Source organism: Desulforapulum autotrophicum HRM2 (assembly GCF_000020365.1).
GTDB lineage: Bacteria > Desulfobacterota > Desulfobacteria > Desulfobacterales > Desulfobacteraceae > Desulforapulum > Desulforapulum autotrophicum.
Map to the genome: position 1 here is coordinate 919,255 of NC_012108.1, position 13,943 is coordinate 933,197.

At 47.0% G+C, this 13,943-nt stretch carries 12 protein-coding genes; 5 read left to right on the top strand and 7 right to left on the bottom strand.

Annotation, left to right across the window (positions count from 1 at the left end; translation table 11 throughout):
• Positions 1–102: 102 nt before the first annotated feature.
• The 4 genes from pabB to HRM2_RS28045 all read right to left on the bottom strand — a co-directional run bounded on the left by pabB (position 103) and on the right by HRM2_RS28045 (position 4,821).
• The gene (pabB, locus tag HRM2_RS03965) at positions 103–2,406 is read right to left on the bottom strand and encodes an aminodeoxychorismate synthase component I (RefSeq protein ID WP_012663162.1); all 2,304 of its coding nucleotides are present in this window, start codon (positions 2,404–2,406) and stop codon (positions 103–105) included.
• Positions 2,393–3,049 carry an anthranilate synthase component II gene (locus HRM2_RS03970; RefSeq protein ID WP_012663163.1) on the bottom strand — a complete coding sequence of 219 codons (657 nt, stop codon included), beginning with the start codon at positions 3,047–3,049 and terminating at the stop codon, positions 2,393–2,395. The genes pabB and HRM2_RS03970 overlap by 14 nt, the downstream gene beginning before the upstream one ends.
• 232 nt (positions 3,050–3,281) lie before the next feature.
• Positions 3,282–4,706, bottom strand: coding sequence for an MFS transporter (locus tag HRM2_RS03975; protein WP_012663164.1), 1,425 nt, complete (start codon positions 4,704–4,706; stop codon positions 3,282–3,284).
• Positions 4,690–4,821, bottom strand: a complete 132-nt coding sequence (locus tag HRM2_RS28045) for a hypothetical protein (RefSeq protein WP_269719609.1) — start codon at positions 4,819–4,821, stop codon at positions 4,690–4,692. The genes HRM2_RS03975 and HRM2_RS28045 overlap by 17 nt, the downstream gene beginning before the upstream one ends.
• A gap of 230 nt (positions 4,822–5,051) precedes the next feature.
• Between HRM2_RS28045 and HRM2_RS03985 the strand changes: the two genes are divergently transcribed.
• The 5 genes from HRM2_RS03985 (at position 5,052) to HRM2_RS24955 (ending at position 11,263) form a co-directional block, all read left to right on the top strand.
• Positions 5,052–5,714, top strand: coding sequence for a hypothetical protein (locus tag HRM2_RS03985; RefSeq protein WP_232364189.1), 663 nt, complete (start codon positions 5,052–5,054; stop codon positions 5,712–5,714).
• A 231-nt stretch (positions 5,715–5,945) separates the two neighbouring features.
• A complete protein-coding gene (locus HRM2_RS03990; RefSeq protein ID WP_012663166.1) occupies positions 5,946–7,280 on the top strand; it encodes an aminotransferase class I/II-fold pyridoxal phosphate-dependent enzyme in 1,335 nt (444 codons plus the stop codon).
• A gap of 217 nt (positions 7,281–7,497) precedes the next feature.
• On the top strand, positions 7,498–9,198 hold the full coding sequence (locus HRM2_RS03995) for a SpoIIE family protein phosphatase (RefSeq protein ID WP_012663167.1): 1,701 nt from the start codon (positions 7,498–7,500) through the stop codon (positions 9,196–9,198).
• Positions 9,199–9,497: 299 nt separating this feature from the next.
• Positions 9,498–10,376 carry an EamA family transporter RarD gene (gene rarD / locus HRM2_RS04000; protein ID WP_012663169.1) on the top strand — a complete coding sequence of 293 codons (879 nt, stop codon included), beginning with the start codon at positions 9,498–9,500 and terminating at the stop codon, positions 10,374–10,376.
• Between the two features lie 143 nt (positions 10,377–10,519).
• On the top strand, positions 10,520–11,263 hold the full coding sequence (locus tag HRM2_RS24955; protein WP_232364190.1) for a hypothetical protein: 744 nt from the start codon (positions 10,520–10,522) through the stop codon (positions 11,261–11,263).
• A gap of 234 nt (positions 11,264–11,497) precedes the next feature.
• Here HRM2_RS24955 and HRM2_RS04010 read toward each other — a convergent pair whose 3' ends face one another.
• The 3 genes from HRM2_RS04010 to HRM2_RS04020 form a co-directional block, all read right to left on the bottom strand.
• Positions 11,498–11,851: an FCD domain-containing protein gene (locus tag HRM2_RS04010; RefSeq protein ID WP_012663171.1), complete on the bottom strand. Its 354-nt coding sequence runs from the start codon at positions 11,849–11,851 to the stop codon at positions 11,498–11,500.
• 207 nt (positions 11,852–12,058) lie between these two features.
• A complete protein-coding gene (locus tag HRM2_RS04015; protein ID WP_041273038.1) occupies positions 12,059–13,174 on the bottom strand; it encodes a pyridoxal-phosphate-dependent aminotransferase family protein in 1,116 nt (371 codons plus the stop codon).
• On the bottom strand, positions 13,171–13,890 hold the full coding sequence (locus tag HRM2_RS04020; protein WP_012663173.1) for a FadR/GntR family transcriptional regulator: 720 nt from the start codon (positions 13,888–13,890) through the stop codon (positions 13,171–13,173). The genes HRM2_RS04015 and HRM2_RS04020 overlap by 4 nt, the downstream gene beginning before the upstream one ends.
• Positions 13,891–13,943: the final 53 nt, after the last annotated feature.

Consider the following 13,943-nt stretch of genomic DNA (forward strand, 5'->3'; position numbering starts at 1 on the left):
GGTTAAATTAACTAATGAGATGACGCAAATATCATAGATTGATTCCCCATGGGCAAGGGCAAAGCAAGCCAGGAAGGCCTGGAACCTTCCTGGCTGTTGCATTCAGCTTCCATCTTTTATGGTTAAAGGCGGCGATGCCGATACATCAAGGTCAAGAACAGTGGTGTTGATTTTTTGACACAGATCAAAAGGTTTTGCCAGCATGGTTCTATCCAGACTGAGTATGGGTACGGCCCCCATCAGTGAATTTGTGATAAGGACTTGGTCTGCTGAATAAAGTTCTTTCGGTTTAAGGGGCTTATTTTCAATTTTATAACCCCATTGGGCAAGGAATTCACATACTGCCGCTTCCATGATCCCCGGCAGCACATGTTTAGAAACAGGTCTTATTACGGCCTTGTCTTTGATCAGTAGAATATTGGCCGTATTTGTTTCAGAAACGGTATTATCCGGATTCATGATCAATGCTTCATCGGCCCCTTGGCCCTTGGCCCATTTTCCGGCCAGGAAATAGTATAAATAATTGAGAGTTTTGTAGTCTGCAAGGGGGGTTAAACGCGGATTCGGATAGGTTAAAAGATGTAATCCCTGTTGGTTCTTTTCTTCCAGGCGGTGGGTGTACGGTCTGGCGGTAACAAGAAGCGTATGATTAAATGGGGCTGAATCCCTGTTTCCCTGTGTGGCAAGAATTTTTACGGCGGCTGTTTCTGATGTCAGTTTGTTCTGGACTAATACCTGATTTATAATTTTATCCCAGCTGAGATCAGGGGGGGCCTTGCAGAAAAAATGGTTCCAGGTTGTATCAAATCGTTTTAAATGTTCTTTGAGGTGTCGGGGCTTTCCCCTATCAACCCTGATGGTTTCAAAAAAACCATAGCCGTACTGAAGTCCCAGGTCGGTAATGGGAACTGTGGCCTGGTCCACGGGTTTTATTGTACCGTTCAGCCAGACAACCTTTCTATTAACGGTTTTTTCCCCTTTGTCCTGGAAGACCTCCATCAATGTTCGGCCCTTGTGCAGGGTTTCATCAAACTCATTGGAGGGATCGGAATCAAATACAATACCCCCGCCTGCAGAAAAGATAATTTTGCCGTTGTATATGGTTAGGGTTCGAATGACGATGGAAAGATCAATGGTGTCATGGAAGCCTACATACCCTATGGATCCTGTATAAATATGCCGTCTGCCGGGTTCAAGTTCGTCGATGATTTCCATGGACCTGATTTTTGGACAACCGGTAATGGACCCTCCTGGAAAAGTGGCGGTAATAAGGTCCACGGAGTCATAATTTTTGTCCAGAATACCTTCAACAACAGATACCAGATGGTAAACATTTTTATAGGCTTCCAGTCTTTTGTGTTCTGAAACCCTCACTGAACCGCCTTTGCAGACTTTTCCAATATCGTTGCGTAAAAGATCGACAATCATTGAAAGTTCAGCATCATCTTTTTTGCTTTGAGCTAGTTGTGTTTTGAGTTTTTGATCTTCTGCCCGGGTTTTTCCCCTGGGTTTTGTTCCCTTGATCGGCCGGGTTTCAACGTATTTTCCGATTCGTTGAACAAACCTTTCAGGAGAAGTTGAAACAATCTGGTGGTCACCGGCATTTATATATGCAAAAAAAGGCGCTGGATTGGCATGGTAAAGGGTCGCAAAAAGATTGAAGGTGTCGCCTTTGAAATCCATTTCAAAGCGTTGGGACATATTGACCTGATAAACATGGCCGGATGCAATGTACTCCTTGATTTTAACAAGTGATTCCAGGTAATCTTTCTTTGAAAAGTTGGATTTAAACCCCCTTTGGTCACCACAGAAAGTTCCTTTTTGCGGTGGCTTTGAATCCATAATACGTTTAAAAAAATCAAGGTCATCATCCAGGGTGCTTTGACCGGAAAGTATACGTTTAGGGATGCAAAGACGCGTGATGGCGTTTTTTTTGTCATGAACAACGATTATCGACGGTGCAAAAAGACGGATATGGGGAAGACCCAGGTCATCTACGGATGTTTTTGGCAGTTTTTCCAGGTGGTCTTTGAGGTCATAGGAAAAGTATCCAAAAAGTCCGGCTGAAACTGGTTCTGGAAGTTTGGCACTTTTCTGGTACTCTCCAAGGCTGAAAGTATCCAATAACATGCGAAGTGTATCAAAGGGGTTGTCTTCAAAACAAAGGCGTTGGTCTTTGATTGTAATCTCCATGCTACGGTTCCGGCCCAAAAAACTCAACCATGGTTTTGCGCCGAGTATATGGTATCGTGCGCTGTCAAGTTCGCCGCCGCTCAACAAAATGACACTGCCTTCCATGGAGGCAAACCGGGCGGAAAAATCAATGAAAGATTCGGTTAAATGAATATTTTCAATATGAACGCCGTGGATCTGACCGGCCATGTTTTTTATTTTATCCTGCAGCATACTGTTCACGACTCAATGAATTATCAAGAGCTCCCTGTTTGAGAAAATTTTCTATAAGTAAAAAACCGTTTTCAGTCAGAAAACTTTCTGGATGAAATTGAAGACCGGAAAGGGGCAGATGGGGGTGGGAAATTCCCATGATTACGCCGTCTGCACTTTGGGCGGTGATGGTGAGGCTCGTTGGTTCTGGCGGTTTAATCATTAATGAATGGTAACGGGCAGCGACAAAGGGGCAAGGCATTCCTTTGAATATACCTTGGTTATTATGATGGACGCTGCTGGTTTTTCCATGCATGGGGATGGGTGCCCGTGGAGTTGTCCCTCCAAAAGCTTCATTGATGCATTGCATTCCCAGGCAAACCCCCAGTACAGGAATTTTTTGGTAAAAGGTTTTAATCAGGGGGATTGAAATGCCTGAGTGGGCCGGGTCTTTTGGGCCGGGACTGATCAGTATATAGTCGGGATCAAATTGTATCGCCCCCTTGATTGAAATTTTATCGCTTCTATGGACCTTAATGGCAAGGTTATAGTGCATAAACATCTGGACTAAATTATACGTAAAGGAATCATAGTTATCTATTACCAGTAGTCTGGGTAAAAGTAACCTGGGTTCAGGCATGCATCTTTTTTTGAAAGTAATCATTTTTTCCTTCCCCAAAAATAAAAAAAGCCATCCAGATACAAGTCTGGATGGCTTTTGCCTATTGCATAACTTCTATTGTTTTTATCTGCTCTAATTGGCCATTTTGGCCAATTATGAAATATAAAAACCATATCCTATTTTTTTTATAGTAATATATGAAACCGATTTTGAGATCAAGCAAAAAATGTTATGCTTTGTCCTGGCGACAGGTCCGGGCCTGGCCCCCAATTGTCTATCCCCTGTTCTTTGAATTGCACTTGATACTGGCGGTCTTTTTTTTATCCATACGCCCCATGGAACATAGGATGCCCAGGATGGACAGGCCGCAGAAGATGGAAAAACCTGTGCCCATGGCATTTACAAATGCCTTTGCAGTGTCGGGCGTTACCGGAGCGTCATCCATGAAAATGGTGAGAATTATGGTGATAACGGTCATGGCGGTGAGCATCCCCACCGTGCGCATGGTGGCGATGAGGCTGGAGGCGATGCCGTAGTCTTTGGGGTCAACACTGCCCATGACTGTGGTCATGTTGGGGGAAGAGAAAAAGGCAAAACCGATGCCCAGAAGTGAGAGAATGATCAGTATCTGGTAGATGGGGGTCTCCACCTGGATAGTGGTGCACATGGCCAGGGCCACTGCGCAGAGCCCCATGCCAAAGGTGGCGATGCGGGCCGGTGGAAAAATGTCTGCAAATTTTCCAGAGATGGGTGATAAAAAGGCCTGGAGAAGGGGCTGTACAATGAGAATAAACCCTGCGGTCTGGGCAGAGAATCCCTTGACCTGCTGGAGGTAAAGACTGAAGAAAAAGGTAACGCCAAACGAGGCCGCATAATTGATGAGGGTTGCGGCGTTGCTCATGGCAAAGACCCGGTTATTAAAGATGAGCTTCACGTTCAGAATGGGGGAGGTGATCTTCGATTCCCAGGCGACAAAAAAGATCATCCCTGCAATCCCACCGGCGAGAAGCCTGGTATATGCACTGCCATCCTTAAGGTGGGTGACGCCGAAGATCACGGCAAAGAGGGCGGCCATGTAGATGAGGCTGCCAACCCAGTCAAATGACTTGCCCTCCGCTCCCTTCCACTCCCCCTTAAGGCGGGTGAGGGTGAGGATCAGGGCGGCAATTTCCATGGGCAGGGCCGAAAAAAAGATCCACCGCCACCCCATGTAGGTTACCATGAATCCTGCCAGAGTGGGGCCGGCCGAGAGTCCTGCATAAACGGCCGCCACAACAATGCCCATGGCTCTGCCACGCTTGCCCGGAGGGATAACCGAGGAGAGGATGGCCACGCTGGTGGCTGTAACCATGGCAGCTCCTGCCCCCTGGAGAAAGCGGAAGAGGATAAAGATCTGGATGGTGGGGGAAAGACCCAGGAGAAGCGTGGCAAGAGTCAAGAGGATGGCACCGGCCACAAACACTTTTTTGCGGCCATGAATGTCGGCTATCCGGCCGGCCGGCAGCATGATAAGGGCCACGGCCAGGATGTAGACCATTTCCACAAGGCCCAGCCCAACAGCTCCTGCGGAAAACTCTTGGCCGATGGCGGGCAGGGCTACCCCCACGGCGGACATCATAAAGGGGGCTAGAAATTGTACTGCCGACACTACAAAGATCGTGAGACCCGGAGAAAGGGATTGTTCAGTTTTGTTTTCCATGCCCCGCCTCCAAGCTGTTTCCCAGTATGGGGTTCTGGTACAGGGTGTCATGCATCCTGTGAATCATGGCAAGGGGGTAAGCAGGGGATGGGGCTGGTCTAAAATTATTATTCATGGATCTCCTGGGCCGTCCCTTCATCCCGTGGGCAGGCTATTCATTGTTGACAAGCAAACCATTGACATGACAATAAATAAACTGTGGAAAGGCGTTGTCAAGGGAGACCTCCTATATTATGCTATGAAGGGAGTTTCATAAAACAAGGTCAAAAGACATCAGCCTAAAAGCGGGAGGACGCGTAAAATATGATTTCCGGTAAAGTTAAATATTCCATTCAGATCGCCCTGATGCTTGTTGTATTCTTTATGGTTTTAGCGGGTCTGATATTTAAATTTGTCGGTGATCTGCGGTCTGAATCCATAAAAAAACACGCAGAGCAAATTGAACAAGAAAAAAGAAAGGCAGAATTTGTTGCCACGATTGAAGAGCAGTATAAACAGATGAAAAAATTATATCAGGAAGGGGAATATGACCAGGTCATAAAGGTTATAAAGGTGTTTAGTGACCATGGGAAATCAGATTACAAAGATTTACCTGAAATTAAACGAGAGATTCGCAGATTACACCTGGAAAAAAAGCTGGACTTCATTCCAAAGATTAATTTGGAAGCGCATATGAATTTTTTAAAAAAAGAGGGGATAGAAAAAGATACGTCAACGCAGGTATTTATTCGGACACCCCGATACGGCCAATATTTTTATCCCTCTGATTTTCCCATCCAACTTGAGGGCAGTGCCCTGTCCCTGAACGGTGATTTCTCCGATGATATCATTTGGACAAGCAGCATTAACGGTAATCTCGGGACAGGGAAATCACTGTCTGTTCGTCTCTCCTTTGGCGATCATAAAATCATTGCCACCGGTACAAACGGAATTACAACCGGAACCATGGGAACCCTTATCCATGTCGTGACTGAGCCTGAGTTTATGAAAAAACATCGTCGAAATTAATCCAAGATCCAGACGGCATCTTTTCTGAATGGAAATCGTCGCTCACAGGGTCCACACAGCATCATTGGGTGATGTGCCGCCGCCGGATCAGGGGGAGCACAAGCTTTGACCCTGAATAAAAAATTGCCCACACCGACAAAAAGTAGTAGTAAGTGGTCAAGTATTGGCCATGTCCCCCTGATCTGAATGGATCTGGGAAAACTATTGTTTATGCAAAGGGTTATTTTCGTCATGTTAACGGATTTTAAGAACCAGATTACTCCCATTGATTTTAATGTCGTTAAGGAAAAAATTCAAGCAACCGGGGTCCCATCTATTGGTAATGGGACCATTCGCGAGATCGTTAAAGTTGCCAATGAAATTCAGCAGGCATCGGGTCAAAGATATATTCGCATGGAAATGGGCGTCCCAGGGCTTGCCCCCCCGGAAGTCGGTATAAATGGAGAGATTGAGGCCCTTAAAAACGGCGTGGCCTCAAAATATCCCATGCTTGAAGGGATTCTGCCCCTCAAGAAGGAAGCGTCCCGATTTATCAAGATGTTCATGGATGTGGATCTGCCTGAAGCCTGCTGCATTCCAACGGTGGGGTCCATGCAGGGAGGGTATGCAACCTTCATGATTCTTGGAAACATGGATGCTCAAAAAGATACCCTTCTTTTTCTTGATCCAGGATTTCCGGTTCAAAAACAGCAGCTGGATGTGCTGGGCCAGAAGTATGAGGCCTTTGATGTCTACAATCACAGGGGGGACAAGCTTGAAGCAAAGCTTGAAGCCTATTGTTCCCGGGGCAATATTGCGGGAATCATCTACTCCAATCCCAACAACCCTTCATGGATCTGCCTTAACGATGATGAGCTTAAAATCATTGCAAAGATTGCCGATAAATATGGGGTCATTGTCATCGAGGATCTGGCCTACTTTGCCATGGATTTCAGAAAGGATCTTTCCATACCGGGAAAGGCGCCCTTTCAACCTACCATTGCAAAGTATACCAAAAATTATATCCTGCTGATCTCAAGCTCCAAGGCGTTCAGCTATGCGGGCCAACGGGTCGGGCTGCTTGCCATATCTCCGGATGTGTACGAAGGTCGCTATTCCCGTCTGAAAACACGGTTTGGCAATGATAAATTTGGCTATACCCTGATTTACAAGATTCTTTATTCCTTTTCTTCGGGGACCTCCCATTCCGCCCAGTACGGCCTTGCTGCAATGCTCAAGGCCGCCAATGACGGTGACTTTAACTTTGTGGATAGTGTCCGTGTGTATGGCGAAAGGGCGGTTGCCATCAAGGCGCTGTTTAAAAAAGCAGGCTTTGAAATCGTATACAGCAGGGATCTGGATGACCCCCTTGGCGACGGCTTTTATTTTACCGTCTGTTTTCCGGGGATGACGGGTGCAGAACTTGTGGAGCGTCTTTTATACTATGGCATCAGCGCCATTGCCCTTTCGGGGACGGGTAGTGACTATGAGGGAATGCGGGTGTGCATGTCCCAGGTTGGAAAGGATGAATTTGAGGTTCTGGGGGCAAGGCTTGAGCAGTTTGGGAATGATTACAAGCTGTCATAATGGTTTTCCCGGGGGTGACAATACCGATGGGGTCACCCCTTTTTCCCAGAGATGAACGGCATTCCCTGTCCCCATGGGAACTGAACATCAATTTGCCGCCCAGAATCAGTAACTGGGGATGTTCATCTGTTACAAAAGGTTGTTCCTGTTTAAGGTCGGGTGGAGTTCCCGGCCTTTACATTTTTTTAAGGCCATGGTGCCGTGGGGAAGGAAGTTGATGCAGACAGATTCAAGCAAAACACGGGATGAACTGCTCGTTGAATTGCAAAGATACAGGGTCAAAGCGCTGGGGGTTGATGCATTAAAAGAACAATTGAACAGGGTTGAGGACCAGTGCCGGTTGTTGCAGTCACGCCTTGAACAGCGCGATCAAGATCTTGCCCGGGAATGTGCCGACCACCATGCTGCGGTTAAGGAACTGGGCCTGGCGCAATTGATCGTTGATCGTAGCCCGGTCATCCTCTTTCGGCGCAAAGCCGGTGATACTTTTCAGATGGATTACATCTCTGTTAACCTTCGTAACTTTGGATATGCACCTGAAGAATTTATCAACGGGAAGTTAAAATTCAGGGATATTATATACAGGGACGATAGGGATCGCGTTAGAGAAGAGGTACTCCGTTTTCAAAAGGCAGATCTGGAAGAATACAGCCAGCAGTACCGCCTGGTCACAAAATCCGGTGAGATACGATGGGTTTACGATCAAACTTCAGTAGTTCGAGATAAATCGGGCACTAAAATTTATAATCAGGGAATTTTAATAGACATTACCGTTCGAAAATCAGCAGAAGAAAAATTACGAAAAAGTGAAGAAAAATTTCGCCGCATTGTCGAGACAGCAGCGGAGGGGTTTCTGTTGATGGATGAAAATCTTCAAATTGTCGATGTAAATGAGGCCTATTGCCGGATGGTCGGGTACACAAAGAAGGAGTTGATCGGCAAAACCCCCCTTGATCTGATGCCGGATACCTCCAGGGGGTATATTCTGGCCAACAAGGAAACCCTTTTTATGCGGGAACATCGTCAGCATGAAAGTCATTTCATCGCTAAGGACGGTCGTCGGATTCCGATCCTGGCCCACGGTAACACCTTAAGGGATGACCAGGGAACAATTATCGGAAATGTGGCCTTTTGCACGGATATGACCGAGCATAAAAAAGCGCTGATACTTGCAGGTGAGGTTCAGAAAAGCCTGCTCCCCAGTAAAAAACCCCATGTCAGGGGGCTTGATATTGCCGGTCGGAATGTGTCATGTGACGAAATCGGGGGGGATTATTTTGATTTTCTCTGGAGACACGATTCCAGCAGGAATGCCTTCAGTATTGTTGTCGGTGATATTTCAGGTCACGGTGTTGAATCGGCTCTCTTGATGACAACGGCCAGAGCCTTTCTCAGAATGCGGGCTGCACAGCCCGGAACCATCTCCGAGATTATATCTGAAATGAACAATCACCTGGTGGGGGATATCCTTGATTCAGGTAAATTCATGACCTTGTTTTATCTGTCCATTGACCCGGACAAACGGGAGTTAAACTGGGTTCGCGCCGGGCATGATCCTGCACTTATCTACACACCGTCCACGGGTGAGTTTGAGGAGTTAAAAGGAAGTGGGCTTGCCCTTGGTGTCATCGACGGTTTTAGGTATATCTCACATCAGAAAAACGATCTGAACAATGGTCAGATCATTGCCATTGGAACCGACGGTATCTGGGAGGCGATCAATACCAACGGGCAGATGTTTGGAAAAAAGCGGTTGCGTGACACGATTCGAAAGTATGCTGGGGAGTCTGCGGACGACATTCTCAATCAGGTCTACGTTGAATTGAATCAGTTTATGAGCGGTACAAAACCCGAAGATGATATTACCCTGGTAATTGTCAAAGTTGAAGGGCTCCCGGAAAAAACCTCCCCGGTGTGAGACTCATCATTTTAAGGCATGGGCTGTTCGGTTACATCTTACGGCTTAAACAGAATTTAAATTTAGGGTTGCTGATGATATCAAAGGGAGAACAGTTTCTGGAACTGATTTCCCAGGGGCAACGTTGGGGAAAAGCCACATTCAGAACTTGTTTTCAAAAGGATACATTTGCTGGGATTGGAGGGTTGTGTAAATAGGGCAACACTGCCAATTTAAACAAAAAACGCAATTAATTTGATTCTTTCTTGCAAATAAATTTGAGAATGTTATGATTATTGATTTTTTATCTGGGAAACAACATGACTCAACCAATTTGCGGAATCCTGTTCGGTCTGGCGGCTTTTACGTCATGGGGATTTCTGCCCGCCTACTGGAAACAGATGCAGGCGGTTACTCCTTTTGAAATTCTCTGCCATCGAATTGTCTGGTCATGTATCTTTCTTGGCATCATCATCTCCCTGCAGAAAAGATGGGGGGAAGTTGCCGGTATCGCAAGAACACCCGCAAAACTTAGAGCTCTTGTTTTAAGCGGTCTTATCATCGGGACAAACTGGTTTGTCTATATCTGGGCGGTTAATTCGGGCCGGGTAGTGGAAACCAGTCTTGGGTATTATATCAATCCCATGATCAACGTATTGATCGGGTTTTTTCTGCTGGGTGAACGGTTCAGCCGCCTTCAATATATTGCTGTTTTTTTTGCCCTGGCAGGGGTTGTTTACTCGCTTTCAGCCTATGGGGATCTGCCCCTGTTTGCCCTGGCCCTGGCTGTTTCGTTTGCCTTTTATGGCTATGCCCGCAAAAAGATACAGGCTGCCCCCCTGCCTGGTCTTTTGATCGAAACCATGGTTCTGTTAGTTCCGGCCCTGGCATATATCATTTTCAAGCAGGTCACCATGAACAGCTTTTTCCTGAAAGATCCTGGACTGACCCTCTGGATGATCGGGGCCGGTGTCGTTACCAGTCTGCCATTGCTCTGGTTTGCAGAATCAGCCAAAAGACTCAACTTATCCACCCTCGGTATCCTGCAATACCTTGCCCCTTCCATTGCTTTTATGCTGGGGGTCTTTGTTTACAAAGAATCATTTACCCGGCATAACCTGATCACCTTTACGTGCATCTGGATGGGCGTGTTTCTGTATGCCTGGGAATCTTTGAAGAAGAGCCGAAGACAATTATGATTGACATCAAGACATTGATGCTGTCGAATATGCTTGTCAGCGTATTTCTCTGTATCGCATTTCTCATATACAGCCAGGATCAAACGACCTACCGTGGATTCCGGTTATGGGCACTTAGTCCTTTGATCATGACATTGGGCTTTATGGCGATATTTCTGCGTGGAACGATTCCCCTTGGATTAAGCATTTTTGCCGTGAACGGTTTTTTTTCCCTGGTTGCGGTGATTCGCCTGGATGCCATTAAACGCTTCCTTGTGGAAAAATCTTTAAATAGATTGTTCTACACCCTCCCGATCCTGGTTGCGCTTGCCGCCATGTTTTTTTATTTTGCCGATGACCGCATTGAAATCAGAACCTTTATTCTCAGTAATGTCCTTTTTCTCTTGTCTGTTTTGATTTCATGGAATCTGGTTCGGTACTCACCGCCTGAAAACAAGCTGCTCTATTATTCGGCCGGCATTTTTATTGCTGCCCGGGGCTTAACCTTATTGACCTGGGCCATTCTATGGCAGATTAATGATCAGGAACATATTCTTGATGCTGGCATCTGGTCCTCAATCCATTTTGAGTTCGGCTTGATCAGCGAAGTTGGGCAGAACCTGATTTTTTTAATGATGAACAGTAAACGGGCGGAAAAGGATTTCATTGAATCCCGGTCGAAACTTAATTCTACGGTTTTTGATCTGAGGGCGGCGCTGTCCGAGGTTAAAAAACTTCAAGGCATTTTACCCATCTGTTCATACTGCAAAAAAATCAGGGATGACCATGGTGCCTGGCAGGGGATTGAAGAATACGTACGAAAACGTTCTGATGTTGAGTTCAGCCATGGGATCTGTCCTGGGTGTGCAGAAAAGTATTTTCCAGATATGGATTTATACAGCGATTAAGACCGTTTTGAATAATTTAATTTTTTTTATAAACCCACATGTCCTATCGGACACAACGAAATATGAAACACGATGATACAGGGCAGGCGATAGTACCATTCCGCCCCCTTTGGTTACCCTGACCGGAACGGTAAACGTCGGGGGGATTTTTGCCCTTCCAGACTAAAGCGCAGGAACTGCGGGCTAAAGTCCTCAAACAGCCTGCGCTTCTTAACGCCTGGAAGGGCAAAAATCCTATCCCCTTTGGTTTACAATGTTCCGATCAGGGAAACCAAAGAGGGCTCTAAAGTCGAGACTTTCACAATGATGTTTCGACAAGAGTTTATTATAAAATGTTTCCATGGCCCTAAGGGGATCTTTTGTTTTTAATCCATCTACAATTTCCTTGTGTCTTTCGTAAACTTTCTGGGCTGAAAAGAGTTTCACCCAATGCCTGTAAAATAAAAATTTCGAAATCCCCTGGCAGGAACGGTGACAAAATTCCACAAGCAGATCGTTGTCGATGCGGGAAAAGAGAAGGTCATGAAAAGCCTTCTCCAGTGGCGCTTGGTCTGATACGGAACCATTGTTGTCAGCGATATGTCTCATTTTGGCAATGATGCGACCTATCTCTGCAATGTCTTTGTCTGTATAACTGTCCAGCTGGAGAGGATCCGTTCCAAACTATCGAGTCAATTTCAGCCACGCGAAACAGCGGTTTATAAAACAAGAATACCCTGTGCATGGATAGTGATGAATTCTATGCACAGGGCAGGTTTGTTTTTAATGGCGTTTATCGATTACTGATCAATGGGATTACCTGGCCAGGGTTGTCTTGAGTGCTGCCAGTACCCGGCGGACATTTTCAGGCCGGGCCGTATGGCCCATGAGGCCGATGCGCCAAATCTTGCCGGCCAGGGGGCCCAAGCCTGCACCAATCTCAATTTTGTGCTCCATCCGAAGCGCAGTGCGAACGCCAGCTTCGTCAACACCATCGGGCACTTTGACGGCATTGAGCATGGGCAACCGGTATTTTTCTGCCACCAGCATCTGGAGCCCCAGATCTTCCAGGCCGGCCACCAGAGCCCGGTGATTTTCAAGATGGCGTTCAAACGCATTATCAAGGCCTTCGGCAAGGATCAGGTCAAGGGCCTGGTACAGACCGTAGAGCATGTTGACGGGGGCAGTGTGGTGATAGGCCCGTGTGTGGCCTTCCCAGTATTTAATGATCATGGTTAGATCCAGGTACCAGTTGGGCACTTTGGTTTTCCGCCCTTTGAGTGCTGCCACGGCTTTTTCAGAGAAGGCCACCGGTGCCAGACCGGGAGGGCAGGAGAGACATTTCTGGGTGCCGCTGTAAAGGCTGTCGATGCCCCAGCCGTCCATGTTCACATCAATGCCGCCGAGACTGGTCACTGTATCCACCAGATAGATCGTATCAGTAGCTGCAAGCAGAGCGCCGATTTCCGCCACCGGGTTGCGGACGCCGGTGGAGGTCTCGGCATGCACTACGGCAACGATCTTATAGGTTTTCGCATCAAGTTTCTTTTTTACCGCATCCACAATTACCGGAGTGCCCCATTCAAATTCGAGCGTGTCGACATTGGCGCCCAGGCGCGTTGCAAGGTCCTGCATGCGCATGCCGAACACTCCGTTGATGAGTATCAGTATGTCATCTCCGGGTTCGATGAGGTTGACAAAGCAGGTTTCCATACCGGCGGAACCGGTGCCCGACGCTGGGAGGGTTAGTTTGGCCGAGGTTTTGATCAGTTTTTGCAGCTGAGCCTTAATTTCATCCATGATGGTGATAAAATAAGGATCCAGATGTCCGATGGTCTTTGTGCCCAGGGCCGCATAGACCTCATCGGGGACGTTGGAGGGGCCGGGACCCATCAGCAGGATGTCTTCTATTCCGTTTAGCAGATTGCTCATAATTCCTCCTTGTTGTTATCCAGGTTAGCGGACTCAAAATTATTTTTGCAGCCTTTGATATGTCTGCGCGTTAACGCGCCGATGGTCTCGGCGTCTTTTCTTTCAATGCACCCAAAGATTTCTCGATGGACGCTAAGCGCGTTGTCACGGCTTAATCGATTTTTGGCATGTTCGATCAGGAAAGATTGAATCGAATCATCGATAACGTCGAGCATCTGGGTTAAAAACTTGTTGCCTGCCATGGTGGAGATCAGCCGGTGAAACTGGTAGTCCAGTTTGCCGAATTCTTCAGGATTGTCCAGCTTCACTTCGGATTGGGCCAGGTTTTCACGCATGGCTGCAAGGTGTTTTGCCGGGCGCCGCTGGGCTGCCAGAACGGCCAGAGACCCTTCGATAAACATGCGGGCTTCAAAAAGGTCTTCGTAAAATCCGTCGGGATTGCTGGATCGAAAGGGCACTAGCAGGATACCGATACTATCCGGGTTGATCGTTTTAGACACAAAGGCGCCCTTGCCGTGAAAAATATCGATAATGCCCAAGGCACTCAGGCGGGCCAAGCCCTCCCTGAGGCTGAATCGGCTGATGGCCAGCTGTTCCTGCAAAACCCGTTCGCTGGGTAGCTGGTCACCCGGCAACAGCCGGCCGGCTTCGATTTCCGATTTAAAATAGTTTACCACTGCTTCACCGGTGGATATTTTTGATAGGAGAGGTTTCATATTGGAATGGTCGTACTACTCATCAGACCAGTTGTCAAGGGAATTTAATGTGC